25 protein-coding genes and 1 pseudogene are annotated in these 25,544 nt (G+C 39.5%); 14 read left to right on the forward strand and 12 right to left on the reverse strand.

The annotated features are described in order from the left end of the window. Nucleotides 1-27: 27 nt before the first annotated feature. The 10 genes and pseudogenes from G7B18_RS14830 (at nucleotide 28) to G7B18_RS14865 (ending at nucleotide 10,744) form a co-directional block, all read left to right on the forward strand. Nucleotides 28-1,203: an acetyl-CoA C-acyltransferase gene (locus G7B18_RS14830; RefSeq protein ID WP_164111222.1), complete on the forward strand. Its 1,176-nt coding sequence runs from the start codon at nucleotides 28-30 to the stop codon at nucleotides 1,201-1,203. 166 nt (nucleotides 1,204-1,369) lie between these two features. After that, complete coding sequence (locus G7B18_RS14835) at nucleotides 1,370-3,148, forward strand: acyl-CoA dehydrogenase family protein (RefSeq protein ID WP_164111224.1); 1,779 nt, start codon at nucleotides 1,370-1,372, stop codon at nucleotides 3,146-3,148. A gap of 259 nt (nucleotides 3,149-3,407) precedes the next feature. Then, nucleotides 3,408-3,851: a carboxypeptidase-like regulatory domain-containing protein gene (locus tag G7B18_RS18970; protein ID WP_205600210.1), complete on the forward strand. Its 444-nt coding sequence runs from the start codon at nucleotides 3,408-3,410 to the stop codon at nucleotides 3,849-3,851. After that, nucleotides 3,799-4,230 carry a hypothetical protein gene (locus G7B18_RS18975; RefSeq protein WP_205600335.1) on the forward strand — a complete coding sequence of 144 codons (432 nt, stop codon included), beginning with the start codon at nucleotides 3,799-3,801 and terminating at the stop codon, nucleotides 4,228-4,230. Before G7B18_RS18970 ends, G7B18_RS18975 begins: the two co-directional genes overlap by 53 nt. A gap of 186 nt (nucleotides 4,231-4,416) precedes the next feature. Continuing rightward, nucleotides 4,417-5,451, forward strand: a pseudogene (locus tag G7B18_RS19150) (TonB-dependent receptor). 284 nt (nucleotides 5,452-5,735) lie between these two features. Beyond that, on the forward strand, nucleotides 5,736-7,166 hold the full coding sequence (locus G7B18_RS14845; protein WP_164123309.1) for a phytoene desaturase family protein: 1,431 nt from the start codon (nucleotides 5,736-5,738) through the stop codon (nucleotides 7,164-7,166). Between the two features lie 48 nt (nucleotides 7,167-7,214). Then, nucleotides 7,215-8,132 (forward strand): TIGR01777 family oxidoreductase, encoded by a 918-nt coding sequence (locus G7B18_RS14850; RefSeq protein ID WP_164111229.1) that lies wholly within the window; start codon nucleotides 7,215-7,217, stop codon nucleotides 8,130-8,132. Nucleotides 8,133-8,135: 3 nt separating this feature from the next. After that, nucleotides 8,136-9,389: a YeiH family protein gene (locus G7B18_RS14855; protein ID WP_164111231.1), complete on the forward strand. Its 1,254-nt coding sequence runs from the start codon at nucleotides 8,136-8,138 to the stop codon at nucleotides 9,387-9,389. A 163-nt stretch (nucleotides 9,390-9,552) separates the two neighbouring features. Then, nucleotides 9,553-10,101, forward strand: coding sequence for an RNA polymerase sigma factor (locus G7B18_RS14860; RefSeq protein ID WP_164111234.1), 549 nt, complete (start codon nucleotides 9,553-9,555; stop codon nucleotides 10,099-10,101). Further along, nucleotides 10,091-10,744, forward strand: a complete 654-nt coding sequence (locus tag G7B18_RS14865; RefSeq protein ID WP_164111236.1) for a hypothetical protein — start codon at nucleotides 10,091-10,093, stop codon at nucleotides 10,742-10,744. Before G7B18_RS14860 ends, G7B18_RS14865 begins: the two co-directional genes overlap by 11 nt. A 36-nt stretch (nucleotides 10,745-10,780) precedes the next feature. Here G7B18_RS14865 and G7B18_RS14870 read toward each other — a convergent pair whose 3' ends face one another. The 8 genes from G7B18_RS14870 to G7B18_RS14905 are packed head-to-tail and all read right to left on the reverse strand — an operon-like array spanning nucleotide 10,781 to nucleotide 17,845. Then, nucleotides 10,781-11,350 carry a nitroreductase gene (locus G7B18_RS14870; RefSeq protein ID WP_164123311.1) on the reverse strand — a complete coding sequence of 190 codons (570 nt, stop codon included), beginning with the start codon at nucleotides 11,348-11,350 and terminating at the stop codon, nucleotides 10,781-10,783. Nucleotides 11,351-11,365: 15 nt separating this feature from the next. Continuing rightward, on the reverse strand, nucleotides 11,366-12,628 hold the full coding sequence (gene pepT, locus G7B18_RS14875) for a peptidase T (protein ID WP_164111240.1): 1,263 nt from the start codon (nucleotides 12,626-12,628) through the stop codon (nucleotides 11,366-11,368). A 30-nt stretch (nucleotides 12,629-12,658) separates the two neighbouring features. After that, the gene (locus G7B18_RS14880; protein WP_164111242.1) at nucleotides 12,659-13,441 is read right to left on the reverse strand and encodes a DUF4197 domain-containing protein; all 783 of its coding nucleotides are present in this window, start codon (nucleotides 13,439-13,441) and stop codon (nucleotides 12,659-12,661) included. Nucleotides 13,442-13,487: 46 nt separating this feature from the next. Next, nucleotides 13,488-14,321, reverse strand: coding sequence for an endonuclease/exonuclease/phosphatase family protein (locus tag G7B18_RS14885; protein ID WP_164123313.1), 834 nt, complete (start codon nucleotides 14,319-14,321; stop codon nucleotides 13,488-13,490). 53 nt (nucleotides 14,322-14,374) lie between these two features. Next, nucleotides 14,375-15,139, reverse strand: coding sequence for a glycerophosphodiester phosphodiesterase (locus tag G7B18_RS14890; RefSeq protein WP_164111247.1), 765 nt, complete (start codon nucleotides 15,137-15,139; stop codon nucleotides 14,375-14,377). Between the two features lie 19 nt (nucleotides 15,140-15,158). Next, a complete protein-coding gene (locus G7B18_RS14895) occupies nucleotides 15,159-15,992 on the reverse strand; it encodes a phosphodiester glycosidase family protein (protein ID WP_164111264.1) in 834 nt (277 codons plus the stop codon). A gap of 40 nt (nucleotides 15,993-16,032) precedes the next feature. Then, nucleotides 16,033-16,680: an HD domain-containing protein gene (locus G7B18_RS14900; RefSeq protein WP_164111266.1), complete on the reverse strand. Its 648-nt coding sequence runs from the start codon at nucleotides 16,678-16,680 to the stop codon at nucleotides 16,033-16,035. Nucleotide 16,681: 1 nt separating this feature from the next. Beyond that, nucleotides 16,682-17,845 (reverse strand): class I SAM-dependent RNA methyltransferase, encoded by a 1,164-nt coding sequence (locus tag G7B18_RS14905; RefSeq protein WP_164111268.1) that lies wholly within the window; start codon nucleotides 17,843-17,845, stop codon nucleotides 16,682-16,684. A 67-nt stretch (nucleotides 17,846-17,912) separates the two neighbouring features. Between G7B18_RS14905 and G7B18_RS14910 the strand changes: the two genes are divergently transcribed. Both G7B18_RS14910 and G7B18_RS14915 read left to right on the forward strand, forming a co-directional pair. Further along, nucleotides 17,913-18,290, forward strand: a complete 378-nt coding sequence (locus G7B18_RS14910; RefSeq protein ID WP_164111270.1) for a DUF3127 domain-containing protein — start codon at nucleotides 17,913-17,915, stop codon at nucleotides 18,288-18,290. Between the two features lie 206 nt (nucleotides 18,291-18,496). Continuing rightward, nucleotides 18,497-19,729: an ROK family transcriptional regulator gene (locus tag G7B18_RS14915; RefSeq protein WP_164111272.1), complete on the forward strand. Its 1,233-nt coding sequence runs from the start codon at nucleotides 18,497-18,499 to the stop codon at nucleotides 19,727-19,729. Nucleotides 19,730-19,732: 3 nt separating this feature from the next. On the opposite strand, the gene G7B18_RS14920 is transcribed toward G7B18_RS14915, so the two are convergent. After that, nucleotides 19,733-20,746 (reverse strand): acyltransferase, encoded by a 1,014-nt coding sequence (locus G7B18_RS14920; RefSeq protein WP_164111274.1) that lies wholly within the window; start codon nucleotides 20,744-20,746, stop codon nucleotides 19,733-19,735. Between the two features lie 109 nt (nucleotides 20,747-20,855). Between G7B18_RS14920 and G7B18_RS14925 the strand changes: the two genes are divergently transcribed. Together G7B18_RS14925 and G7B18_RS14930 are read left to right on the forward strand one after the other, a co-directional pair. Then, entirely contained in the window at nucleotides 20,856-21,632 is a 777-nt protein-coding gene (locus tag G7B18_RS14925; protein WP_164123315.1) for a hypothetical protein, read from the forward strand. Nucleotides 21,633-21,642: 10 nt separating this feature from the next. Continuing rightward, on the forward strand, nucleotides 21,643-22,746 hold the full coding sequence (locus tag G7B18_RS14930) for a toxic anion resistance protein (protein ID WP_164111279.1): 1,104 nt from the start codon (nucleotides 21,643-21,645) through the stop codon (nucleotides 22,744-22,746). A gap of 40 nt (nucleotides 22,747-22,786) precedes the next feature. Here G7B18_RS14930 and G7B18_RS14935 read toward each other — a convergent pair whose 3' ends face one another. The 3 genes from G7B18_RS14935 to G7B18_RS14945 form a co-directional block, all read right to left on the reverse strand. Further along, nucleotides 22,787-23,221 (reverse strand): fumarate hydratase, encoded by a 435-nt coding sequence (locus tag G7B18_RS14935; protein ID WP_240452872.1) that lies wholly within the window; start codon nucleotides 23,219-23,221, stop codon nucleotides 22,787-22,789. A gap of 106 nt (nucleotides 23,222-23,327) precedes the next feature. Next, on the reverse strand, nucleotides 23,328-24,722 hold the full coding sequence (gene fumC / locus G7B18_RS14940; RefSeq protein WP_164111281.1) for a class II fumarate hydratase: 1,395 nt from the start codon (nucleotides 24,720-24,722) through the stop codon (nucleotides 23,328-23,330). A 179-nt stretch (nucleotides 24,723-24,901) separates the two neighbouring features. Beyond that, nucleotides 24,902-25,471, reverse strand: coding sequence for a hypothetical protein (locus G7B18_RS14945; RefSeq protein ID WP_164123317.1), 570 nt, complete (start codon nucleotides 25,469-25,471; stop codon nucleotides 24,902-24,904). Nucleotides 25,472-25,544 lie beyond the last annotated feature (73 nt).

The raw sequence follows: 25,544 nt of genomic DNA on the forward strand, positions 1-25,544 counted from the left end.
AATATCTAACTACTTAATACTAATAACATGGAAGCTTACATTGTAGCAGGATATCGTACCGCCGTAGGGAAGGCACCAAGAGGTGGCTTTCGTTTTATGCGTGCTGATGATTTGGCAGCTGAGGTTATCAAACATTTGGTGTCTTCGATCCCGAATTTAAATAAAGAAGAAATTGATGATGTCATCGTAGGCAATGCGATGCCAGAAGCAGAGCAAGGTATGAATATGGGCCGTTTTATTTCCCTTATGGGATTGGATACGGATAAAGTTCCCGGCGTCACTGTGAATCGCTATTGTGCATCTGGCTTGGAGACCATTGCGACAGCTACGGCCAAGATTAAGGCAGGCATGGCAGATGTCATCATTGCCGGAGGAGCAGAAGTTATGTCGGGAATGCCGTTTGGGGGATGGAAGATAGTACCTAATCCAAAAGTATCCAGAGAACATTCGGATTGGTATTGGGGAATGGGGCTTACAGCCGAAGCGGTGGCACAGGATTATAAGGTTTCGCGTGCAGACCAGGATGCATTCGCACTCAAATCACATCAAAAGGCAATTGAAGCCATCCAGAACGGTCATCTCAAAGATGGCGTGGTACCTATTACCGTAACGGAAAATTACCTTAAAGATGGTAAGATGGCCACGCGAGAATATATTGTCGACACCGATGAAGGCCCCCGAGCGGATACCAACTTAGAGGCACTGTCCAAATTGAGACCGGTCTTTGCTGCAGATGGAGTTGTGACGGCAGGAAACTCTTCTCAGACCTCCGACGGAGCGGCCTTTGTAATGGTGATGTCCGAGCGTAAGATGAACGAATTGGGGGTAAAGCCTATTGCTAAGTTAATTTCTTATGCCGTAGCAGGTGTCCCGCCACGTATTATGGGGATTGGTCCTATTTTCGCTATTCCAAAGGCGTTGGAACAGGCGGGACTGAAGAAAGAAGATATTGACTTAATCGAATTGAACGAAGCCTTTGCCTCTCAGTCTTTGGCTGTGATCCGCGAGTTAGGGTTGGATGAAGAGCGTGTGAATGTCAATGGAGGGGCTATAGCATTGGGACATCCACTGGGTTGTACAGGGGCAAAGCTCACCGTTCAGATTCTGAATGAGTTGAAACGAAGGGATAAGAAATATGGAATGGTGACAATGTGTGTTGGAACAGGACAGGGAGCTGCCGGTATATTTGAAATGTTAGATTAGAAATCAGATGTGAGGTTAAAGATATGAGATAATAGGATTACAGGTCTCAAATTTCTTGTCTCACACCTTAAATCTAAGTGTTAAATAGTTGAAAATTAATATGTGAGAAAAATGGTGGAGACTATTGGTCTCAAATCTCTTTTCTCATAGCTCAAATCTAAAAAATATGAAAGAAGCAATTAAAGGTGGTGAGTTTGTAATTAAAGAAACACCATATAGCGAAGTTTTTATTCCAGAAGAGTTTGATGAAGAAGCGAAAATGATTCGGCAGACATGTTTGGATTTTTTGGATACCGAGGTCTTAAATAAATTAGATCGTATTGATGCACAGGAAGAAGGGTTGATGCAACAGTTGATGGATAAGGCGGGTGAGTTGGGCATGTTGGGTGTATCCATTCCTGAAGAATACGGTGGATTTGGAAAGAATTTCAACACTTCTATGTTAGTCGCCGACGCGGTAGGGGGAGGTTTTTCCTTTGCTGTAGCGCTCTCGGCACATACAGGGATCGGTACATTACCTATTTTATACTATGGTAATGCCGAGCAAAAAGTGAAATATATACCAAAGTTGGCAACAGGAGAGTGGAAAGCTGCCTACTGTCTTACCGAGCCAAACTCTGGTTCGGACGCCAATTCGGGGCGTACGTCGGCCAAATTGAATGCAGAAGGAACCCATTATTTGATTAATGGACAAAAGATGTGGATAACTAATGGTGGATTTGCAGATGTTTTTATTGTATTTGCAAAGATTGATGACGATAAAAATTTAACAGCCTTTATTGTAGAGAAGGATTTTGGCGGTATCACAATGAATCCTGAAGAACATAAGCTCGGTATCAAGGGGTCTTCTACAAGACAGATCTTCTTTAATGATTGTGCTGTACCAGTGGCGAATATGTTGTCAGAAAGGGAAAACGGATTTAAGATTGCGGTCAATATATTGAATATCGGACGTATTAAATTGGGGGCAGCAACTATTGGTTCAGCGAGAGCTGTAATCTCTACAGCAGTTAACTATGCTAATGAAAGAGTTCAGTTTAATTTGCCGATATCCAAGTTCGGGGCTGTTCGTTATAAAATAGCGGAGTCAGCGATTCGTCTCTTCGCTAATGAATCGGCAGCCTATCGTGCTGGACAGAATATTGATGATGCTTATGAAGCTTTGATCGCAGGAGGAATGGATGAGGCAAAAGCCAAGTTAAAGTCAGTCGAACAGTTTGCAATAGAATGTGCTATTATCAAAGTGTGGTGCTCGGAGATGCTGGATTATGTAGTCGATGAAGGTGTTCAAATCTATGGTGGTATGGGATATTCGGCAGAAGCTCCCATGGAACGTGCGTATCGAGACTCGAGAATCAATCGGATATTCGAAGGGACAAACGAGGTGAACCGTCTATTGGTGGTCGACATGTTATTGAAGCGCGCGATGAAAGGAGAGTTGGACTTGATGGGGCCTGCGCAAGCTGTGGTCGGAGAGTTGATGGATATTCCTGATTTTGCTGATGAAGACACAGCACCATTTGCCGCAGAAAAAAAAATTATTAATAATCTTAAGAAGGCAGGATTACTTATAGCTGGAGCGGCTGTTCAAAAATTAATGATGTCGCTTTCTAAAGAACAAGAAATTTTAATGAACATTGCTGATATCATAGGGTATGTATATGTCGCTGAGTCGGTATTATTGAGAGCCGAAAAGCTATACCATAGTCAAGGGGAAGAGGCTACTAGCTTGCAAGCTGATATGGCTAAAGTATATTTGTACTCAGCAATCGAAAAGGTTGGTACAGCGGGTAAAGAAGCTTTGTACTCTTTCGGCGAAGGGGATGAATTGAACATGATGTTGGTAGGATTACGCCGTTTCACGAAAGCGCAACCTTTCAATGTAAAAGACGCTCGTCAACGTATTGCACGTAAGTTGATCGAGGAGAATAAGTATTGTTTTTAAAAAATTTCACTTTGGTTGGTGATAGAAGCCTGTACGATCCGTGCAGGCTTTTTTGATTAAACAGCTTCCTATTAAAAATAAAATTTCTCTCCCTATATATTTAAATAAGTCGGGGAAGCATTGATTCCCCTTATCTACTAATGAAACAAGTTTTCAATTGGCGTTGGCACTTGTGTCACTTCACTACCAAACAATTTAGACATATGAAAAAAATAGGGTTTCCCCCAATTTACTTTATGCTTTTGACAATTGCTCTATTTTGTACAAGCGTATATGCTCAGATAGAAACCAAACCTATTATAACACTTCGCTTATCAGGACCGTTATAGACGCGTCGACCAAAGAGCCTGTTTCAGGTGTTACAGTTCAGTTAGAGGCTGTAACACATCAGGTCAAGACCGATAGAGACGGTAATTTTCAGTTTGTAACAGGGCAGCGATTACCTTTTACGATTATTCTATCTTATATTGGTTATCAACCCCAAAAAATAGTTGTTACGCATTCTCCAACTGTAATTGAATTGCCCCCTAGTCAAAATGAACTGGAACAAGTTTTAGTAACGTCACGTAGACGTACCGAACGGATGCAGGATATTCCACTGCCTATTTCTATCGTCCGCTCGGGTATAGTGGAAGACGTAGGCAGATTTAATGTTAATAGAATCAAAGAAATTATTTCTACCGTACAATTATATTCCTTATAATGAAGTCTCCGATAGGAAGATCAATGATCAAAATAATTTAGATCTTCGGGGACAATTGCTGTTCCTTCCAAATAAGGATTTAAAGATAAAACTCGCGGGAGATATAACCAGACAGCGTCCAGATGGATATGGTTGGGAAGTGGCTGGAATTGTTGAAAATAAGCTTTCGAAATACCGACAATTCAATGAGATTATAAAAGACCTAGGTTATGAAATTCCCTATAAAAGCGCGTTTGAGCGAAAAGTTGATTTAGACACTAGATCCCGTGCCGACAACGAGTTAGGAGGGATTTCTTTAAATCTGGGTTATAAAATCGGCAAAGGTACCCTTACATCGACATCGGCTTGGAGGTATTGGGGATTGGGTCCCGTTGAATGATAGGGATTATTTGGGGATTCCGGTTTACACCATTTCGTTTGATAATTCAAAACATGACCAATGGTCTCAGGAATTTAGGTATACTGGGCAGATTAATGAACGTGTAAGTGGTGTTATTGGGGTGTTTGGTTTATGGTAGGAATTACGCAATGACCCTGTACATACTGAAGAAGCAGGAGACGCATTGTGGCGGTTTCAAAAAGTAATGAAACACAGACACAGTGGAGATCTGGTTTAATTGATAGAGTTGGGATACGTACCAAGTATGGAATTAAAAGTACTAGTTTGGCCATTTTTTCTCAGGTAGATTGGGCGTTAACCTCAAAACTACATCTATTGCCGGGACTTCGATATAACTATGACAGGAAGCTTGCGGTTTATGATCGGAAAAAATATGTTGAAAATGCGATTGCGTACACTGCCCAGCAATTAGCTGCCATAAATAGTATCTATTCAGATCAGCAGTTTGGGATAAACGCTGATGCAGGCAACCTTTTTGGTCAATTGTCTTTGCAGTACAAGTTTAACCGTGATTATAATGCTTACGCTATCTATTCCAAAAGTTATAAACCTATTGGTATCAATGTCTGTGGTTTGCCTGTTGTCGATGGAAAAGTAGCTGTGGAGTTGGCTGAAGTAAAACCCGAGTCGGTAAATCATATGGAGGTTGGTGTAAAAATAGGTCCTTTCAGAAATTCATTCTTTAATATCACATTTTATCAGACTCATAAAAGGGATTATCAAACTTTAGTTCAAACGCCAGATCCTGGCGTGAATAGAGGTTATTTGGCTAATGCTGAAAAGGTTCTTGTGTAAGGAATCGAGTTAGATGGCAGCATTAAGCCTTGGGATTTCCTACGGTTGAATGGAGCTTTGGCCTATACGGATGCAAAATATCTTTCCTTCACAAATGCACCTGTACCGCTTGAAGAATTGGGTGGGGCTGAGGCTTTTAAAGATATCTCTGGAGGAGTGTTGCCAGGAGTGTCAAAATGGGCAGGGGCTTTGGCGCTGGAGTTAATAGGGAAAGGCGATCTCTTAGACTTGCAGGGACACTATTTCTTCGGGACAGAGCTTTTCTATCGTTCTCGATTTTCATCTAGCCCCTCACCTTCTGCTTATTTGAATATTGATGCGTATACATTGTCTAATGCACGTGTTGGATTTAAGGCCATCAATGGTTTATCCGTAATTGTTTGGAGCCGAAACATAATGAATTAAGATTACTATGAGCAATTACTAGCTGCACCGGGCAATTTTGGACATTACGGAGGGCTTGTGGTCGATCCGTTGACTTATGGTGTTACCTTGCATTATAATTTAAAGTAACTGACCACCTTAATATAGAGTCGCTCGGGAGAGCTAATTATCTCTCGAGAGCTCGTTTTTTTGGGAGAAGTGTACATCCGGAAGAAAATGAAGATCGAATCCTATATGAAGGATTTATTGGAATTGTCTTTAAGTTGATTTAAAGTGAGTAACTTAGTTATACTTTATGTTTTCGGATGGATAGATATGATGCGATAATTATAGGCTCGGGACCGAATGGTTTTGCTGCTGCCATTACACTTCAAAAGCAAGGTTTGAACACACTTATCGTTGAGGGGGGAGGGACTATTGGTGGTGGTATGCGCACGAAAGAGCTGACTTTGCCAGGATTTAAACACGATGTCTGTTCAGCCATCCATCCAATGGCTCTGGCTTCTCCTTTTTTTAAAACTTTGCCGCTCGAACAATTCGGGTTAGATTTTATTCATGCTAAATATGCAACCGCGCACCCACTGGATAATGGGGAGGTGGGGATACTTTATAAGAATATTGAACAGACAGCTAATGGATTAGGCCGTGATGGCAAAGCTTACTTAAATTTGCTCAAACCTGTCGTTGATAAATTGGATCATATTTTACAAGATACAATGGGGCCTTTACGGTTGCCTAAGTACCCACTAGATTTAGTCGAATTCGGTTTAAGTGCATTAATTCCAGCGACTTGGAGTGCCCATCGTTTTAAAACCGAGAAGGCGAAAGCACTATGGGCTGGCATGGTGGCTCATGGTATACAGCCACTGTCCAATTGTGCAACATCAGCAATCGGCCTTCTGTTGATGGCTGTGGGTAATAAATACGGGTGGCCTATTCCTAAGGGAGGATCTCAGTCTATCGCTAATGCGCTCGAACAGTATTACCTGTCTCTCGGAGGAAAGATCCAAACGGGACAGTGGATTAGTGATATCGGGGAATTACCGCCTCACAAAATCTTAGTTTTGGATTTAACACCTAGACAACTTTTGGATTTGAAAGGGGTAGCCTGGGCTGATGGTTATAAGAAGCAGTTGCAAAAATATAGATATGGCATGGGAGTTTTTAAAATTGACTGGGCGCTTTCTGATCCGACCCCTTTTAAAGATGGGTATAGCCAATATGCTTCTACGGTACATTTGGGGAATTCAATTCATGAAATATCACAAGCGGAATGGCGCTCTCATCGAGGCGAAAATGTGGATAAACCTTTTGTTTTATTTGCACAGCCCAGCCAGTTTGACAAAAGCAGGGCGCCATACGAAAAGCATACAGGATGGGCATATTGTCATGTACCCCATGGATCTATAGCAGATCGCACGGAGGCAATCGAAATGCAGATTGAGCGATTTGCGCCAGGATTTAAGGATACTATTATCGCGCGTTCTACCATGAATGGGAGAGAAATGGAAGCATATAATCCAAATTATTTTGGGGGAGACATCAATGGCGGATTAATGGATATCCGTCAACTGTATACACGGCCTATTCGCTCGTTAACACCATACAGAACTTCAAATCCATCCATTTACATCTGCTCATCTTCAACTCCGCCAGGAGGAGGGGTACACGGTATGTGTGGGGCTGCTGCAGCAAAGGTGGTTTTGGAGGATCATTATGGGCTAGAGCGTGCTTGATAATAGGTTGAAAGTTGGTAATATTAAAGAGAGAACAATTTTATGGAGATGAAAATAGTATTAGCAGGAGGTAGTGGACATCTTGGAAGGTTGTTGACTAGTGCATTTTTGACATGTGGAATGGACGTGTTTATTTTGACCAGAGATAAGGAATCTGTTGGAAGCATTGATGGGGTGACAACCGTCTACTGGGACGGCGAGACAATAGGTGAATGGGTGGAGCAATTAGAAGGTGTAGATACGGTAATTAATCTGACAGGAAAAAGTATTCAATGTCGTTTTACGGCACGAAATCGAAAGTTATTGCGTGACTCTCGTGTTGGTCCGACCAAGCTTCTTGCTCAAGCGATACAGGGGTTGAAATCGCCGCCTCGATTATGGATTAATTTTTCCGGAATTTCTATTTTTGGAGGACAAGCGGGGCTTCACTCCGAAGAGAGTATGACTTATGGAACGGATTTTTTGGCGCTATTGGCTCATGAATGGGAGAAAACATTTAACGAAGTAGATTTGGTAGAGACCAAGAAGGTCATTTTGCGGATCAGTCCCGTTTTGACAAAGGATTCAGGTATGTTTTCAGAATTATTTCCCTTAGTAAAGATAGGACTGGGAGGCGCAGTAGGAGATGGAGGACAAATGGTCAGTTGGATTCATGAAGCAGACCTGGTAGAAATGGTTTTATGGATAATAGGATTAGCTGAGCCGGCATCTATTTATCATGCTTGCAGTCCACACCCTGTACGTAATGCCGAGTTTATGAAGATTTTTAGAGAGGAGGCTAAAGTCTCTTTCGGTGTTGCTTTGCCCACTCCTGTAGCTCGCATAGGAGCTTTTTTTAAAGGGATTGATGCAAGTATATTGTTGCAAACGGTTGCAGTGACCACAAAAACGACAATAGAAGATGGTTTTAAATTCAAATATAGCTATCTTCACAGCGCTTTAGCGCAATTGATAAAATCAACATAAACTATGCCTTCAAAATCATTTTCAATTACAGAAGATTGGGTAGTCGTTATACTGGGACTAGCTCTTGTTTTTTTAGCCTTATCTGGTGTTATTATTCCAAAGCCTACCTACACGTGGAATGATCTTCATGATTTGGGAGGTACTGTTTTTTCAGCAAAAAATATACTGGCTATTTTGGGACAATTTGTTACGGTATATATGGTTGCTATAATTGGAGCATGGCTGTTAAATAAGGATATCAAATCGCTATTGATTGTTTTTCCCACGCTTTACCTGTTGACTGTATTGGCATTGGTTCTTGCAGGTAATAAGTTTGTCAAGGAATATAATTTAGAGGCTGTTATTTTTAGTTTGGGGATAGGTCTTTTGATCAGTAATTTTTATACACTACCTGAGTGGTTTAAGCAGGTCCTAAGTACGGAACTTTACGTTAAGATAGGACTTATACTTTTGGGGACGACAGTAATCTTTGGAGATATATTAGAGGCGGGATCGCGCGGTCTTATCCAAGCCCTTGTAGTGGTTGTTTCTGTTTGGTACTTTGCCTTTTGGTTGTGCAAGAAGTTGAAGATTGATAAGGAAATGTCTCTGATGCTCTCAAGCGCAGTATCTATTTGCGGTGTATCAGCTGCAATAGCTACCTCGGGAGCTATAAAGGGGGATAGTAAAAAGCTTTCTTATATAATTTCTCTAGTCTTGATTACGGCGATCCCAATGATGATATTTATGCCTTATCTGGCCGATAAAATGGGGTTATCACAGGAGGTCACAGGAGCGTGGTTGGGTGGTTCCATAGATACCTCAGGAGCGGTAGCGGCTTCTGGAACTCTGGTAGGTGATGAGGCGTTGAAGATAAGTACGATTGTTAAATTCTCTCAGAATGTGTTGCTCGGAATCGCCGCCTTTTTTATTAGTATCTATTGGACGTATTCCAAAACTGTTGACGATGAAACCAAACGTGAAAAGCCTACTTTAAAAGTAATTTGGGAGCGTTTTCCAAAGTTTGTTGTTGGATTTGTCTTCGCGTCTCTTCTGTTTTCTTTTTTCGTTTCAAAAGAAACTACGGAACAGGTTAAAGATAGTTTGAAAAATTTGCAAACGCTATGGTTTGCGTTGGCGTTTACATCGATAGGTTTAGAGACAAATTTTAAAGATCTTTTTAAACAGGATAACAAAAAGCCGCTATATGCATTTCTCATTGCGCAGACCTTTAATGTCATTGTAACCCTAATAATTGCGTTTTTACTATTTAGATAAATTGAACTATAATTGAATCGTTTTCGACTATAGTCATTTTGCTTTTTAACCAAGGTCATTTTCTATTTGACCATGGTTGATTTGGGTTTAGCGGCTTACTAAAATATTTTTTTTTATGGAAATATGTATATTAGGTCATCATTAATATAGAAAAGAATGGTTGATGAATGAAAAGGAGCTACTTCTGGAGTACAAAGTTACTGGAAACTTAGATGTTCTGGGAAAGTTGTATGCGCCTTATATGTCACTTCTTTATGGTGTTTGCTACAAATATTTGCAGGATGCCGACCGTAGTCAAGATGCTGTTATGCATATTTTTGAAGAATTGATCGGAAAGCTAAAGTTGCATGAGGTCGATAACTTCAAAAGTTGGTTGCATGTGTATACAAAGAACTATTGTCTTATGCAGTTGCGCAAGGATAAGCGGACGGTGCATTTGGATATCGAAGACAATCTCTTTGAAAGCGAACAGAAATTGGTTGAGGGGGATGAATTTAAGTGGGCGGAAGAAGACTTTGATAAGCTGGATCACTGTGTTCAAAAGCTAAATATCGAACAGAAAGATTGCGTACTTTTATTCTATCTGGAACAAATGTGCTATAGGGATATTGCCGAGCAAACTGGATATGAGCTAAATAAAGTGAAGAGTGCAATTCAAAATGGGAAGCGCAATCTAAAAATTTGTATGGAGAGTAAAGGTGATGGAAAATAATTATCAATTATCGCGAATTCATAACTACGTCAATGGTTTGATGAGCCGGGAGGAGATGTATACGTTGGAACGAGAGGCTTTAGAGGATCCTTTTCTGCAAGATGCTATTGATGGTTATAAATTACAAAAGGGAGTCGATGTTAAACAATTAAGTTTATTGCAACAACGGTTAGCGAGCCGAGTTAATGAAAACGTAGCTCTGAAAAATAAGCAATTCTACAGTTGGCAACGATTGGCCATCGGAATGACTGCGGGTGTCCTTTTTATAACGGTGTGTACTTTATTGTTGATACGTTACCTGCCCCAGCGAAATTCTGGTTTGACCGAAGTAGAAATTATGCAGGATCAGGTCTATTCGATCGGATTGGCAAATACGGGTAAATATGATGGCGAGCCGGTGAATGGATGGGAGCAGTTTGAAGATTATTTGACCCATAGTTATTTAGGGAAGAATCATAAGGAAACCGAAATATTAGTGTATTTTAAAATTGATCAGGGAGGGAGACCTTATCAAATATCTATTAATCAAGGTGATTTAGCTTTAGATTCTTTTCCTGAGCTTGTAGAGCTTTTGAAAAATGGACCAAAATGGAGAGGGGCCGAAGTAGAAATGTTGATAGATGTACACCTGTTGAATCTGTAATAAAAAGCGCAAAGACTCTTCGTCTTTGCGCTTTTATTATTCTTCCCAGCGAATTTTGTCCTCGATAGGAGAACGTGCTGGTTCGCGAGCTTCTGCATTGTGATGGCCTAAGTAAAATAAGCCGATACATTTTTGATTTTCCGCTAGATTGAGAAATGGTCCAAGATGGTTAATTAGTCCTGGTGTGGCCCAATACCCTCCGATATTTAATGAGTGAGCGGCCAACCAGAGGTTTTCAACTGCACATGCAGTTGCAGCCAATTCTTCCCATTCTGGAAGATCGCCTGTATAATTTACAACGATAGCGATAGCAACATTAGACATCGTAGCTTTTTTTGCCATATTTTGTTCTGTGACTTCTGTATACTTGTCAGCAGGAGTTATGGATTTGTAGATCCTGGCTAGCTCAGTTCCTAGGCGTTGTAGTCCATCTTTTCTGAAAATTACAAAGCGCCATGGTTGGGTACGTTTGTGTGTTGGGGCTGCATTTGCAGCACCCAGTATAGTTAAAATGTCTTCTTTACTGATCTCTGCATTGGTAAAACTATTTTGATTTACGGTTCTTCTAAAGTGAATCGCATCTAAGACATTGTTTCTTTTCTCCATGATATATATATGTATTTATGATTTTTCTTCCCAAAGTGCTGCGATATGAAGAATCGTTTTTACTGCCTTTTCCATATCTTGTCTGCTTACCCATTCCATCTTACCGTGAAAAGCATGTCCCCCAGCAAATACGTTTGGACAAGGTAACCCCATAAATGAAAGTCTTGAGCCATCTGTCCCTCCCCGGATACTTCGTTTTTCAGCTTTCATGCCAACACGTTCGATCGCTTCTAAACCGATTTCCATAATTTGAGGAAATTGATCCAGAATTTCTTTCATGTTTCGATATTGTTCCTTACTTTCTACTGTATAGGTACAGCCCGGGTAATTTGCAATGATCTCTTTAACAAGATTATCGAGCTCCGATTGATGTTGCTGAAGATTCGCTGTCACATGATCTCTGACGATAAAGTCTATTGTGGCTTTTTCTACAGTGCCACTCACATTTGTAGGGTGAATAAAACCTTGCTTGTCCGAAGTACTTTCAGGAGACAAACGATCTTGTGGCAAGGAGTCAATAATTTTTGCCGCAATCTTGATCGCACTCTGCATTTTGTTTTTGGCAAAGCCTGGATGTACCGATACCCCATGTATCGTGATCTTAGCAGTATTAGCAGAAAAGGTCTCATCCTCGATAGTACCCGCCTTTTCACCATCCATCGTATACGCGAATTGAGCGCCTAGATGTTCAAGGTTGACAAAGTCTACGCCACGACCTATTTCTTCGTCAGGTGTAAAAAGAATCTTGATATCACCGTGCTTGATCTCAGGGGTGTTTATCAGTAGCCGTGCAGCTTCCATGATTTCAGCGACCCCTGCTTTGTCGTCAGCACCCAAGAGTGTGGTTCCTGAGGCTGTAATTACATCGTTACCAATTTGTTCGGCTAGGTCTCTATGCTCCAAAAACCGGATAACCACACTGTTGTCATCCGGAAGAACAAGATCCTGTCCCTGATAATTGGAGTGGATGATCGGTTTTACATCCTTTCCCGAGCAATCTGGAGAGGTATCTACATGTGAACAAAAGCAGATAACAGGTACTTTTTTCTCCGTGTTGGATGGAATCGTCCCGTATACATACCCATTTTTGTCAAGCTGAGCGTCTTTTATACCCATAGCCAAAAGTTCTTCAACAAGTAGTCGACTAAGGTTTAGCTGTTTTGTCGTTGAAGGGAATGTCGCAGAGCCGCTGTCCGATTGTGTATCTATCTGTACATATCGAATAAAGTGTTCAGCAACTTGAAAGTCTTTTATGGTATTGATCTTTTGGTAATCCATATTTTAAATGTTTAAATATAATATTGTCGTCTATTTTTGTTTATCTACCCATCCAAAAACATCATTAAGAATGTTAGAATTTCTAGATCCACTAATATTTTGTCTTATTTTAATCTCTTCATCGGCGACTTGTACAAAAAGACCATCAATGGCTTTTTGTGTAACGTATGCGTTTAAGTCTGTGTTAATTTTAGTGTTGGCTAGGGGTAGATTGTTATAGGCAGAAGTCAACTGGGTCCAATAAGTACTTACGTTGTTTTTTCCTAATGCAGATTCTACTATAGGTTTGAATTTGCTGGTTAACGTAGCAGAAGTAGTCCGTTTGAAAAAGGATGTTGCGGCATCTTGTTGTGTTCCTAGCAGGATATTAAAAGCATCGTTTACGGTCATTTGTGCTAACGAGTTTACAAATACAGGAGCGGCTTCTTTGACCGCAGATTCCGCTGCTCTGTTCAAGCTGGTCACAAACTGATCACAAAGGCTCCCCATACCGATAGAACGAAGTGTTTTTTCTATTTGCTGCGCTTCCTTAGGCATCAATATCTTGACTGCAGCATTTCCTAGGAAACCATCTTTGACAGACAAAGTATTAATACTGTTGTTGAGCCCATTGCCTAAGGCCTGCTTAATACCAGTAATGGCTTGGGTTTGTGTTATTGTATTTGCGTTAGTCTGCGACGGAGTGGTGACTGTTGAAGCAGCTTTGCCTCCAATTGAAGATTTTTTTGAACGCTTTGTTTGTGCAGTAGCTTCTATCCCAAAAAAAAATGAAATAGAAGCTAAGCTTATGGCTAGAATATTTATCGTGTTCATGTACCTTTTATTAACGTGCAAAAATACGAAAGTATAAGCTAGAAACCTACCACTTGAGTACGCTAAGTATAGGGAAATGATCAGAAGGGAATTTTCCCATGTATGTGTCTGTTAATATGCCGAATTTTAAAACTTTAAAGGGGTTGGTAATAAATATGTGGTCAATTCTCCCTTTTGGTTTCAAGCTTTTACCCCAGCCATTGAATGTCGAGTTGGGCGAATACTTTATTGGAGCGAGCTCGTAGGCATCCTGAACGATACCACTATTTGCTAACGTAAAGTAAGCTTCATTTTTTTCATCAATATTAAAGTCTCCAGTCAAAATGAGTGGTAGATCTTTGGCTAATTCTTTTGCTTTAGACAAAATCTGTTTGGCACTTTCTCGTCTCGCCTCTACACCTATATGATCGAAGTGTGTATTCATAAAAATAAGTTTTTTATCATTTTTCTTGTCTTGAAAAATTCCCCACGTGCATATTCGAGGCAAGGCAGCATCCCAACCTTTATTCGGTTTCTCAGTATCGTTGTCTGATAGCCAAAAGGTGCCATTCTTTAACATTTTAAAACGCGCATTGTTGTAAAATATTGCAGAATGCTCTCCTTTACTTGCTCCATCATCACGGCCTACCCCAACATAAGAATAATCGGCTAACCGCTCCTGCATATCTTGGATTTGGTCAATAAAAGCCTCTTGAACCCCAAAGATATCAAATTCATGAAAGCGAATAAGAGCACATACCGGGTCCTTACGATCATCCCACATATTACCCATATCGTTGTTCGTTTTTAGCCGTATGTTAAAACTCGCTACACGTAGTTCTTGTGCGATCCCATGTATCAAGTATCCAAATAAGGATATAATTATTAGCGCTTTTTTCATCTGTATATAATTACTTCGTGATCTACCAGTTGCTAGATCATGATGGTTTCATTTTATTTTTTGCTTAGTATACGTTCTAATAGTTCGGGTTCGTCCGTGGTAATATAGTCTAATCCCAGTTTGATGAAATAATTCATGTCATCGCTCGTATTTACGGTCCATACATTGGTTTTCAGACCAAGTTTGCGTGCATCTGATACCCAGGATGGGTTCTTTTTTAGAACAGCTGTATTATAGTCAAAACCAGATAAATTAGCTGATTTAAGGCTTTTAGCATCTTTATCTCCATTGAGATAGTGGATTTTTAGTTTTTTGTTCAGAGCTCTGAACTTTAGACAAGCGTCCCAGCTGAAAGCTATCACTTCTACCATTTTGTTTGCCTTCAGTTTTTGGATAAGTACGAACGATAGCTCGGCAGATCTGATCGTCTTATCGACCCCTAGGCGGTTGGATTTAAGCTCATAGATTAATTTTGTTTCTTTTTGTTTTAGACCTTCTTTAAGATATTCCTCAGCTGTTGGAATACTTTCTCCATTGGGATGCTTTTTTGTTAAGAGTTCGGCATAGGTAGAGGACGCTATGTCCATCCCATAAAAATCGTTGTCATGGTTTACGACCAATATCTCGTCCTTGGTCATATGTACATCAAACTCACTGCCCCAGACTTTTTGTTTGATAGCTTGCTGTAAAGCGGCAATACTATTCTGTGGGGCGTTTGTGTGTTTCCATGCACCACGGTGGGCAATGATTTTTGAAGATTGGGCACATACACTATTTAATGTAAAAGCCAAGAGCAAGAAAGTTGATAACAGTTTCATAGTTAATTTTAGGTCAGATTTAATTTGTTAAATAGATAATGTTTGATACGGCGCGTTCGCCCTTATGGTCAAATAGTTTGTTGTCACTGGGATAGTTGACAATACCGTGGTCTGGTTGTCCTTTAATGTACATGGTTGTGCTGCCTCCACCGTCTAAATTCATTGCCGATTGACAACCGTACCAACGCAATATTTTTTCCAGTTCACCCAAAGTAAGTCCTTGTGATTTAGCATTTCTGCCATCTACTGTTAGAAGAATTAGTGTATTCTCTTTTAGGGCAATCGCGGTTCGAGGATGCCTATTGTCATTGAATGGGTTTTTTGAAAGAGGATAGGATGATCCATCTTTTAGTAGGAGAGGTCCTGCTAATAGGACGTTCGGGAAATCATTGGTTTGAGTGGAATCATCCGTGATTATTAGTTTTTTAGCATCAAATGCTAGATAAGCATTGGCACGGGCAGATTTGGCTACGGTTGTATTAATAATTTGGTGGTTTACCTTTGTAAAATCTACGGCGCCACCATTTTTCATATCAAAAAAGCCTCCATTGAGTGCCAATATAGCATTGTGTCGTCGCGCTAATGTAGATGTCTTCTCCCTACTTTTAGGCAAGGCAGCAAGATGTATCTTTTTGCTGTGCTTTTTTAAGTTAATTTCTATAATATTGATCTCTTGCTGACTCTTGAAAATTCCCTGGATATTTGCTTGCTTCCAGACAACTCCTTTCTTTATGGGGTGAATTTGCCATTCAACTTTTGAGAATTCGACAGAATCTGGATTTTGAGCGTGAACTTTTGCCCCCCAAAAAAGAAAAAATATAAGTAAAGAAAAGGCAGTATGTTTATTTTTCATACTGCCTAAGTTAGGTATCTTTTGTTAAGAAATAGTTAACTTATTTTAGACCATTCCACTCGGCATAGAATTGTTGCAGAAAATCTTCCATATAGCGATGTCTTTGTTCGGCGATTTCTTTTGCGGTTACCGTATTCATTTTATCCTTTAACAAAAGCAGCTTTTCATAAAAATGGTTTATGGTTGGCGCTTTTGTGTTTTTGTAGGCCTCTTTATCCATCGAGGATTGGATTGGGATGTGTGGATTGTGGAGTTCCCTATTCTTGAAGCCACCATAGTTGAATGCACGTGCTATGCCGATGGCACCAATGGCGTCAAGACGATCTGCATCTTGCACGATTTCCAATTCTTTGGAGTTAAATTCTATTTTACCCAAAGAGGATTTAAAAGACATATTGAGAATGATATTTTGCACATGCTCAATAATCATCTTGTCTACACCTATAGAAGCTAGAAATTCGCCAGCTATACGCGGTCCTAAATTTTCATCGCCATCGTGAAATTTACTGTCTGCTATGTCGTGCAATAGGGCAGTCAACTCACATACTAGTCGATCGGCTTGTTCAGTTTCCAGAATTAGTTTTGTGTTATTCCACACGCGTTGAATATGCCACCAATCATGACCTGCTTCCGCTCCTTCCAGTGTGTCTTGCACAAAAATGGCTGTACGATCTATAATATCTTGCATTTTAGTTCTCTTTAGAGCCGTCGTACAATTCATACTGCAGGAGCCTACAATCAAGTTTCCCGTTAAAAAACTCAAAACGTCTAGATGCTTTCAGCCCAATTTTTTTGGCAAGATCTGGATTTCCTGTGAATACATAGCCGCGGTATCCCTTACATTCTTGCTTCATAAAATCCCCGATCCGTTTGTACGTAATTTCCAGTTTTGTATGGGTACCTAGTCGTTCTCCATATTCAGGGTTAAACATAATGACTCCCGGTTCACTTGGTACTGTTGTTTCTGCAAAATCACAAACTTGAAAATCAATAAGATGTTCTACGCCTGCTGTTTTTGCATTGATTTTCGCAATTTCTATGGCTTGTTCGGCTATATCTGAAGCTATGATCGTAGGGACTTGTGATTTGTCAGCCTTTTCTTTGAGTAGCTTTCGTTCAGCAAAGAAAATATTTTCATCATACCCTATAAAATGCATAAAGGAATAATTCATACGTTGCAGTCCCGGCATTCTATGCTGCGCGATTAACGCGGCTTCAATTGCTAATGTGCCAGATCCACACATAGGGTTGACAAAAGGGGATTTGCCATCCCATTTAGTAGCCAGTATGGTCGAAGTTGCTAATGCTTCCAGCATGGGGGCCTTGCCAGGATGTTTTCTATACCCATGTTTGGCCAGTGTTTCACCAGAAGTATCCAAGAATATCTCAGCCCGGTCTTCCATCCAATGCAGATGGATGACAGATTTGAAAAAATCGGGCCCGGAATTCGGCCGTACCCCTTTTTTATCTTTGATACGATCAACTATGGCATCTTTTACTTTCACGTTAGCAAAGAGCGGAGTTGTTATCGTTTCGTTATGAACATTTGAGGTTACTGAAAAATACCCATCAAAAGGGATGATATTTTCCCATTCAATTTTAATCAAACCATCGTAAAGTTCCTTCGGGTCGTTGGCTCGGAAAGAGGCCAATTCATACAAGACCTGACTTGCTGTTCGTAGGTTTAAATTAAGCTTAATACATTCGTTCACCGATGCATATAGTTCGACTCCCGTATTGAATGCGCGTTTGATCTCAAAGCCTAGGGAGACTACTTCTTCTTGTAGGTACGGCGATAGTCTTTTATTGCATGTGACGATCACCTTTTTCGGGGTGTTGAAAACTTCCTTCATATTTCTACAAAGTTAGTTAATCTAGAACGCAAAAAATGTGTAATTTTATCGTTTAATAATTTTGAATATGGAAATCAGAGGAAAAGTACATGAAGTTGGTGCTTTACAGCAGGTTACAGAGTCTTTCAAGAAAAGAGATCTTATTGTTGCATACGCCGAGAACCCACAGTTTGTAGAGTATATTCGCTTTGAAGCGACACAAGATAGAGTTAACATCTTTGATAATTTGGCCGTAGGTGAGGAGATTGAAGTTTCATTCAACCTTCGCGGACGTCCTTGGACAAATAAAGAGGGAGTTACAACTTATTTTAATTCTTTAGTAGCTTGGCGCGTAACTAAGCTTGCAAATACGGGATCATCTGCATCAACTCCAGGTTATGCAGATATGCCTGCTCCGGTAGATATCAGTTCTTCTGGTGCGGATGATGATGATTTGCCGTTCTAAGGCCGCTCGATATCAGATTTTACAAAGCTATTCCATTGGAATAGCTTTTTTAGTTTGTCTATTTTTTAAAATTTCATCATGCACTTTATGCTAATAATTTAATAAACTTCTATTTTTAAGGTTATATTTATTATTATTTGTTTTAAATTGTATATTAGAAGCCGTTGATGATGGATAAATTGTCAATTTAGTTAAGAAACCTATTTATGAGTGTATTAGAAAGCCTTTTGTTGAATTTATCAGATCCGAAGCAAATTCGTGCCATGCAGAAAAAGAATAGGCTACTCCGTGCAGTATACGTTAAAGATGCCATATCTGTTAATGAACTTATGAAGGTATTGGGAATAAGTTTCCCTACATTGAATACGCTGATTTTGGAATTGATCGATCAAAAGTTACTCATTCAAAATGAAAGAGGAGAGTCTATCGGGGGGCGAAAACCTAACTTATATCAATTGAATGATGGGATTTTTAAAGTACTCTGTGTTGAGGTCAATAGGTTTTCGGTAAAGGTTTCTTTTGTCGATAATAATAGTAAGATTTTGGCACCATCTCAAATATATGAAAATCATCTGACTAGAGATTTAGAGGGCTTAAAGGAATTTGAAGGAGTGATTAAAGCGTACGCTATGCAGAATGGAGTGAGTTGGTCGGATGTATCTGGGGTTGCTATTTCTATGCCAGGATTGATTGATAAGACAAATGGTAAAAATTATTCCTTCTTTTTCGAGTCAGATTTTGATTTGAAAGATCATCTGGAAGAAGCCTTTGCTAAGAAGGTATATATTGTGAATGATGTGAAATTGACAACTTATGCGGAGCAAAATTTTGGAGCTTTAAAGCAGGTAGAAAACGGTTTAACTATTTTGATGGATTGGGGGATGGCTTTAGGTATAGTCGCTCAGGGAGAGATTTATATGGGTAAAAATGGTTTCTCCGGAGAAATGGGACATATGAGTTTTATTGAAGATGGTGAGCTGTGCTATTGTGGTAAGCGAGGGTGTTTAGAAACGGTGGCTTCGGGGATATCGTTGGTAAAAAAAGCTAGTCAAGATATCACGAATAATGTGCCTACATTGTTGTCTAAAAAATTCAACAGTGATAATATACAACCTCAACATATTATAAATGCTGCCCTCGAAGGAGATCAGTACGCCATTGAATTGATTACAGAGTTGGGGAAAAATTTAGGTAAGGCGATTGCACTCTTTGTTCAGATTTTTAATCCGGAGCGTGTAGTGCTAGGAGGAAATTTTGCAAAAGCTGCTACTTTGATTACGAATCCCATTCAACAGCAAATCCAAACATATGCTATGGGAAGGATTTTAAATAATTGCGAAGTCGTACTCTCTACATTGAGTGAAGATGAAATTACGTTTGGTTTGGCGCGGTATTTTATTATCAGTTGTTTTGATAATGACTTGTTACCTCCAAATTAGAACTTAGCCACTAACATGTCTTCCCAGAGGGATCTTTCGGAGTAAATACGTTATTCCAGTCGAAGCGATTATCGTGGTAATCGTCGCTAAGGGAATGACCCAAACCGTGCTCATGTATTGGGATAATAGCGGGTGTAGAAAATTCAAGGGGATAATGTGGCTTAAATAAATGCCGAAGCTATATCTGTCAATTATCGTGATCCATTTCGGAGTATTGTTGTTTTCTTTTTGCCACTCCTTGATCCATAAAAAGAGAAAGCTAGTAGCCAATGCGGTAGTAGGAAATAGATAGTTGTATAAAAAAGCATTTAATTTTTTTGCATCCTTATTGAGCAGATATGTACCCCATCCAATGATTATAATCATAAGAAAATAGCCAACAACGTATACGATTCTTTTTTTATTAAACGATTTGACACTAAGATAGTATCCTAACACTAAGTAGCCAACATAGCCAGAAAAGAAGGTGAGATCGAATTTAGGCATTACAGCATAAAGGCCCTTATTTGAAATTAGCATAGCTAAAAGCCAGAAAAACAAGAACAATTCAATCTCTTTAATGGAGGATTGAATTATGATTTTTCGGAGAAAAGGAATGGCAAGATATAAGCCTATTATCATGTATAAGTACCACAGATGAGCATTAGCACCATGAAGTATCTTATCTAGGGTAATGCTCAATATTCTTTCAAGCGATAAGGATTCGAAATTAGTATAACGATAAAAATAGTATAGGAGATAAACGAACGTCCAGAATAGAAAGGGATAGATTAATTTTGGAGTACGTTTTTTATAAAATTTCAACGTATTTTCATCTTTTTGCAGTAACAAAGCTCCTGAGATGACGACAAATATAGGTACAGAACATCGTGTTGCTGCATTTATCCAATTGGCATAATTCCAGTCGAATGCATTCGTGTCAATATGGTTGAGAAAACCTGTGGAGGCGTGTATTAGGACAACAAAGACTGTCGCAATGACACGTAGGTATATAATGTAACTGTTTTTGTCTGCCATACCGCAAAAATAGGATAATTGGAACAAGAATTGGATAACGACTTGAGAATAGATTCTTTGAAGAAATGAATAGTTGGTTATTTACCAAAAAAAATAATTAAATTGCATTATGGGTTGGGCGACAAAAAAGAGTAAACGTTGGGAATTTGGACGGTTAAAATGGACTTTCCTGTCTATTTTGATGTTCTTTCCTCCAATTCATCCCTTGGTGATGATGGCACAGGCGTCTAAAAGTAAAGTAAGATCGTGGTATGCATTATCTTGGCTTCTCCTTTTTCTACAGGTCGGTCTTCTCTATTCCTTTTACTTATTTGCTGGAGCTATGTCACAGGGAATGCTGTTCACTATTTGTGGGTATATCTCTTCATATATAGTTGGAAATGGATTGTTGCTCAATCAATCCAAATCCTATTTGCAACGATTGGAGTTGGCTGAGGTACGTCCCTTGACTTGGATTAATACGTTGGCAGACCAGCGTCGTCTTGAATTAGCACAGGCCCAAATAGAAACACCTCAGTCTTTTGTGACGAAATTAATGTATTATCAGAAAGAAATAGATCATAGGGGGATACAAGAATATGTCGGTAAAATAGTACGTCTGTTCCATTTATTGGAACAGAGGGATATTCAGGAGGCCGAGAAGTTTTTGGTAAGACATGGTACTGTTGTAAATGTACTTCGTGAATACGATGATTTAGAAAACACAAGATTACATAATCAGATTACGTTAGATTCTAAGAACAAATTAGAAGCCGTTTTAGCGCAAGCTGCCTCAGCAATTGAGTTGGATGTGACCAATTTAATAAAATCAAGATTACTGGATGTTTCCGCTGAATCGGATGTTTATCTGCAAACCTTAAAAAATAAGAACCTTTTAAAAGATTAAATAATAAACTATGGCTACTATTGATCTGACAACCTACGAAGATAATAACCAAGACAAAAGTAAAGATATGCAAGTGAACTTTTCTGACGAAGAGAAGGCGCTGATCCAACAATACAGAGAGAAGATAAATTTGAATTCGACAACTGATATTATACAGTTTGGTGTAGCTAGCCAGACGAAAGTCAGTAATTTTTCGAATGAAATATTGAAGCAAGTTCGTACAAAAGATATGGGTGGGGCGGAAGAGATCCTATTAAATCTCCGTTCAGATATCAAATCATTTGACGAGAATCTGAATAAAAAACCCTTGATCCCCTTTTTTGATAGCTTGAAGAAGAAGATACAGCGTATGCGGACAGAGTATGCTTCGGTGGAAAAGAATATCCATCAGATCGAGCTCAAGTTGGAAGGACATTACAAAACTTTATTGAAAGACGTTAATATCTTTGACAAGCTTTTTATCGAAAACCAAAATTATTTCAAAGAGTTATCTTTACATATTGCTGCTGGAGAGGAGAAGCTTCAGGAAGTACGCAATGTTACTTTACCTGCGCTTCGGCAGGAAGCGGAATCTACGGGTGATCAACACAAAATACAGGCTTACAAAGATATGGAGCAGCATGTTGTACGCTTTGAACGCAAGATACATGATCTAAAGCTTACGAGAATGGTCGTGTTGCAGACAGCTCCACAAATTCGGATGATCCAGAGTAATAGCAGCTCTTTAATGGAAAAAATTCAATCCAGTATTGTCAATACCTTGCCGTTATGGAAAAACCAAATGGTACTCACTTTAGGTATTGCTCATGCCCAACGTGCACTGGATGCGCAGAAGGCTGTCACGGATGCAACCAATGAACTGTTACGTAAAAATTCAGAAATGCTTAAAGAGTCTACGATCAATGTGGCGCGGGAGACAGAACGTGGGATTGTCGATATAGAGACGATAAAAAAAGCAAATGTGGATATTATTAGTACGATTGAGCAGGTGCTACAGATACAACGAGACGGAAGAGAAAAACGCAAAATAGTAGAGCAGGAGTTATTACAGTCTGAAAATGAACTAAAAGCAAACTTGTTGAAATCTTCGGACGAATCGAAGCTGATCAATTAACTAAATGAGCCGCAATTCTGTTGCGGCTCATTTAGTTTTCTTACATCTCCCAGCGTTTTTTAGGCACACAAGTGATATCTTTAATTTTTCGTAGAATGATTGGACGGGAATCAAATTTATTTTCCAATACTAAAGAGTCTTTATCATGGTATACTAATTTAAATCTCGGGAGGTATTGACCACTTTTGTAACAGCCGGATATCTTTTGCTTTCCGTTTTCTTTTGTATAGATACCTTCTACTATAATACTGTCTCCACGTAATACATAGACACCTTTGGCGTACTCGCTCCAAAACCCATCGCCGAAGCAGCTGTCGGGGATCGTTTTAGTTTTAGATCTTACGTGCATTTTGGTGTATATAGAATCACAGGTGAAGGTGAATTCATGTAATGCAAAAGTCAACATTTGATCCTGTTGAGGAATACTGTCTTGTGTCCATACCCCTTGAAGAAAGGAGACTCCTTTGGTTTGCATTTCAGAATGACGTTGACAGGCAGTAAACAAAGAGAACATGCCTAATAAAAAAATTAAGCATGCCTGTTTGTTATTTTTTGATTTTAAGCGTTTTTCCACCCGGTTATTATAAACTACCCACCATTTCTTCTGGTTTTACCCATTCATCAAACTGCTCAGCTGTAACATAACCTAGAGCTATTGCTGTTTCTTTTAAGGTTGAGTTGTTTTTATGCGCGGTTTGCGCAATTTCTGCAGCTTTATAGTAGCCTATTTTTGTGTTTAAGGCAGTAACTAACATTAACGAGTTATCTACAAGTTCCTTGATACGTGCGTAGTTAGGTTCGATCCCTATAGCACAGTGCTCTTCAAAGGAAATACATGCATCTCCAATCAGGCGAGCTGATTGTAAGAAGTTAGCAGCCATTACTGGTTTGAAAACATTCAATTCATAATGACCTTGTGTACCGCCAATGGTGATTGCTACATCATTGCCCATAACCTGAGCTGCGACCATAGTAAGAGCCTCACATTGCGTAGGGTTTACCTTTCCTGGCATAATAGAAGAGCCCGGTTCATTCTCTGGGATTAATATCTCTCCGATACCAGAGCGAGGTCCGGAAGCTAACATACGGATATCATTTGCAATCTTATTGAGTGATACAGCAAGTTGTTTTAAAGCACCATGTGTTTCCACAATAGCATCGTGTGCAGCCAGTGCTTCGAATTTATTTTCTGCAGTAACGAACGGATGGCCTGTAAACTCTGCAATATATTTAGCAACAGTGACATCATATCCCTTAGGTGTATTCAGACCAGTTCCTACTGCTGTTCCACCTAAAGCCACCTCAGACAGGTGTTCTAATGTGTTTTTTACAGCTTTAATCCCATAATTTAACTGCGCCACGTACCCAGATAACTCCTGGCCTAATGTCAATGGTGTAGCATCCATAAGGTGCGTACGACCTATTTTGACCACGTTCATATATTCTTCTGATTTACGTTTTAGCGTGTCACGAAGCTTCTCAACACCTGGTATTGTTATCTCTACCACAGCTTTGTAAGCAGCGATATGCATGCCTGTAGGAAAAGTGTCGTTGGATGATTGTGATTTGTTAACATCATCATTTGCTTTTAGGACAGGTTCGCCTTCTCCTATATTTCTGCCTGCCAAGACTTGGGCACGATTGGCGATAACTTCATTAACGTTCATATTGGATTGTGTTCCAGATCCAGTCTGCCAAACCACCAATGGAAATTGATCGTCTAATTTCCCGGCTAATATTTCATCACAAACAGTTGCGATAGCATCGCGTTTTTCGATAGGAAGTACACCTAATTCATGGTTGGCGTAAGCAGCTGCTTTTTTCAAGTAAGCGAAGCCCTCGATAATCTCATGGGGCATTGAAGCTGATGGGCCTATTTTGAAATTATTGCGTGAACGTTCTGTTTGTGCGCCCCAGTACTTGTCTGCAGGTACTTGAACTTCACCCATGGTATCTTTTTCTATTCTGAAAGCCATAATGTTAAAGTAAAAAATTAAAATTCAAAAATACGATTTCGCAACCTTCTTCTTGCCGTCCGAAATCCCTGGAGACAAAGTTAGTTAATAATACAGAGAATAGGCAAGTTATAAAATGGAAAAACAGCAGTAGATTGGTTAATTTTAGCTAATTTGTTGCAATTGGAGCTTACAGTTATTTATAGCTCTAGTCTTTTTTGTAGATGTTCACGTATATGATGGTACAGTTGCCTTGGCTTTAAGCTTCGCCATGGTATTTCGTTTAAAAGGCCCCCAAAGTTGATGTAGTAATCTATATTTGCACACTGAAACTCCTGTATGACATGTTCACGGAAATGCAATCCAGCTATCCAACCCTCTTCGATATCTTGAAACCATTCTTCATAATAAGAGTCATCTGAAGCGTGGAAATTGAGTACATTCTCACCAATAAGTATATATTTTGTAATACCTTCTTGTCCCAATACATCAATAATCTCTCGCTTAAGGAGCATAACGTCATTGTAGATAGCATCATTCCATTCGCCGATGAGCTCTATGATAGCATAGCCATGTTCGTAATCGACGAATAATATTTTTAGATAGAGGGTCTGAGAGCCAAAATCATCCCATTGCGGATGAAGGAGGAAATTGTAGATCTGTTTATCAAATTCAAATTCACTATAGATCGTTCCAAAAAATGGCGATTTTTCGTCTTCTGAAGCAATATAATCATCTCGCCATTGATAATAAGGTTCGATCTCGTGCATAGCTGTTAAAAATTTCCCAAACCTAAATAATTTCGTTTTTATCTGCAATGTAATTCTCACTCTTCATCCTATT

It is taken from the genome of Sphingobacterium sp. xlx-130 (assembly GCF_011007405.1).
GTDB classification, from domain to species: domain Bacteria; phylum Bacteroidota; class Bacteroidia; order Sphingobacteriales; family Sphingobacteriaceae; genus Sphingobacterium; species Sphingobacterium luzhongxinii.

Bases quoted from the DNA above. Each gene is read 5' to 3' on its own strand.
- G7B18_RS14835 (WP_164111224.1), top strand. From the start codon at position 1,370: ATGAAAGAAGCAATTAAAGGTGGTGAGTTTGTAATTAAAGAAACACCA.
- G7B18_RS14870 (WP_164123311.1), bottom strand. From the start codon at position 11,350: ATGGAGAAAAGAAACAATGTCTTAGATGCGATTCACTTTAGAAGAACC.
- G7B18_RS14885 (WP_164123313.1), bottom strand. From the start codon at position 14,321: ATGAAAAAAGCGCTAATAATTATATCCTTATTTGGATACTTGATACAT.
- G7B18_RS14890 (WP_164111247.1), bottom strand. From the start codon at position 15,139: ATGAAACTGTTATCAACTTTCTTGCTCTTGGCTTTTACATTAAATAGT.
- G7B18_RS14920 (WP_164111274.1), bottom strand. From the start codon at position 20,746: ATGGCAGACAAAAACAGTTACATTATATACCTACGTGTCATTGCGACA.
- G7B18_RS14930 (WP_164111279.1), top strand. From the start codon at position 21,643: ATGGCTACTATTGATCTGACAACCTACGAAGATAATAACCAAGACAAA.
- G7B18_RS14830 (WP_164111222.1), top strand. From the start codon at position 28: ATGGAAGCTTACATTGTAGCAGGATATCGTACCGCCGTAGGGAAGGCA.
- G7B18_RS14865 (WP_164111236.1), top strand. From the start codon at position 10,091: ATGGAAAATAATTATCAATTATCGCGAATTCATAACTACGTCAATGGT.
- G7B18_RS14900 (WP_164111266.1), bottom strand. From the start codon at position 16,680: ATGCAAGATATTATAGATCGTACAGCCATTTTTGTGCAAGACACACTG.
- G7B18_RS14850 (WP_164111229.1), top strand. From the start codon at position 7,215: ATGAAAATAGTATTAGCAGGAGGTAGTGGACATCTTGGAAGGTTGTTG.
- G7B18_RS14910 (WP_164111270.1), top strand. From the start codon at position 17,913: ATGGAAATCAGAGGAAAAGTACATGAAGTTGGTGCTTTACAGCAGGTT.
- fumC (WP_164111281.1), bottom strand. From the start codon at position 24,722: ATGGCTTTCAGAATAGAAAAAGATACCATGGGTGAAGTTCAAGTACCT.
- G7B18_RS14915 (WP_164111272.1), top strand. From the start codon at position 18,497: ATGAGTGTATTAGAAAGCCTTTTGTTGAATTTATCAGATCCGAAGCAA.
- G7B18_RS14855 (WP_164111231.1), top strand. From the start codon at position 8,136: ATGCCTTCAAAATCATTTTCAATTACAGAAGATTGGGTAGTCGTTATA.
- G7B18_RS14860 (WP_164111234.1), top strand. From the start codon at position 9,553: ATGAATGAAAAGGAGCTACTTCTGGAGTACAAAGTTACTGGAAACTTA.
- pepT (WP_164111240.1), bottom strand. From the start codon at position 12,628: ATGGATTACCAAAAGATCAATACCATAAAAGACTTTCAAGTTGCTGAA.
- G7B18_RS14925 (WP_164123315.1), top strand. From the start codon at position 20,856: ATGGGTTGGGCGACAAAAAAGAGTAAACGTTGGGAATTTGGACGGTTA.
- G7B18_RS14945 (WP_164123317.1), bottom strand. From the start codon at position 25,471: ATGCACGAGATCGAACCTTATTATCAATGGCGAGATGATTATATTGCT.
- G7B18_RS14880 (WP_164111242.1), bottom strand. From the start codon at position 13,441: ATGAACACGATAAATATTCTAGCCATAAGCTTAGCTTCTATTTCATTT.
- G7B18_RS14895 (WP_164111264.1), bottom strand. From the start codon at position 15,992: ATGAAAAATAAACATACTGCCTTTTCTTTACTTATATTTTTTCTTTTT.
- G7B18_RS18975 (WP_205600335.1), top strand. From the start codon at position 3,799: ATGTTAATAGAATCAAAGAAATTATTTCTACCGTACAATTATATTCCT.
- G7B18_RS14905 (WP_164111268.1), bottom strand. From the start codon at position 17,845: ATGAAGGAAGTTTTCAACACCCCGAAAAAGGTGATCGTCACATGCAAT.
- G7B18_RS14845 (WP_164123309.1), top strand. From the start codon at position 5,736: ATGGATAGATATGATGCGATAATTATAGGCTCGGGACCGAATGGTTTT.
- G7B18_RS14935 (WP_240452872.1), bottom strand. From the start codon at position 23,221: ATGCAAACCAAAGGAGTCTCCTTTCTTCAAGGGGTATGGACACAAGAC.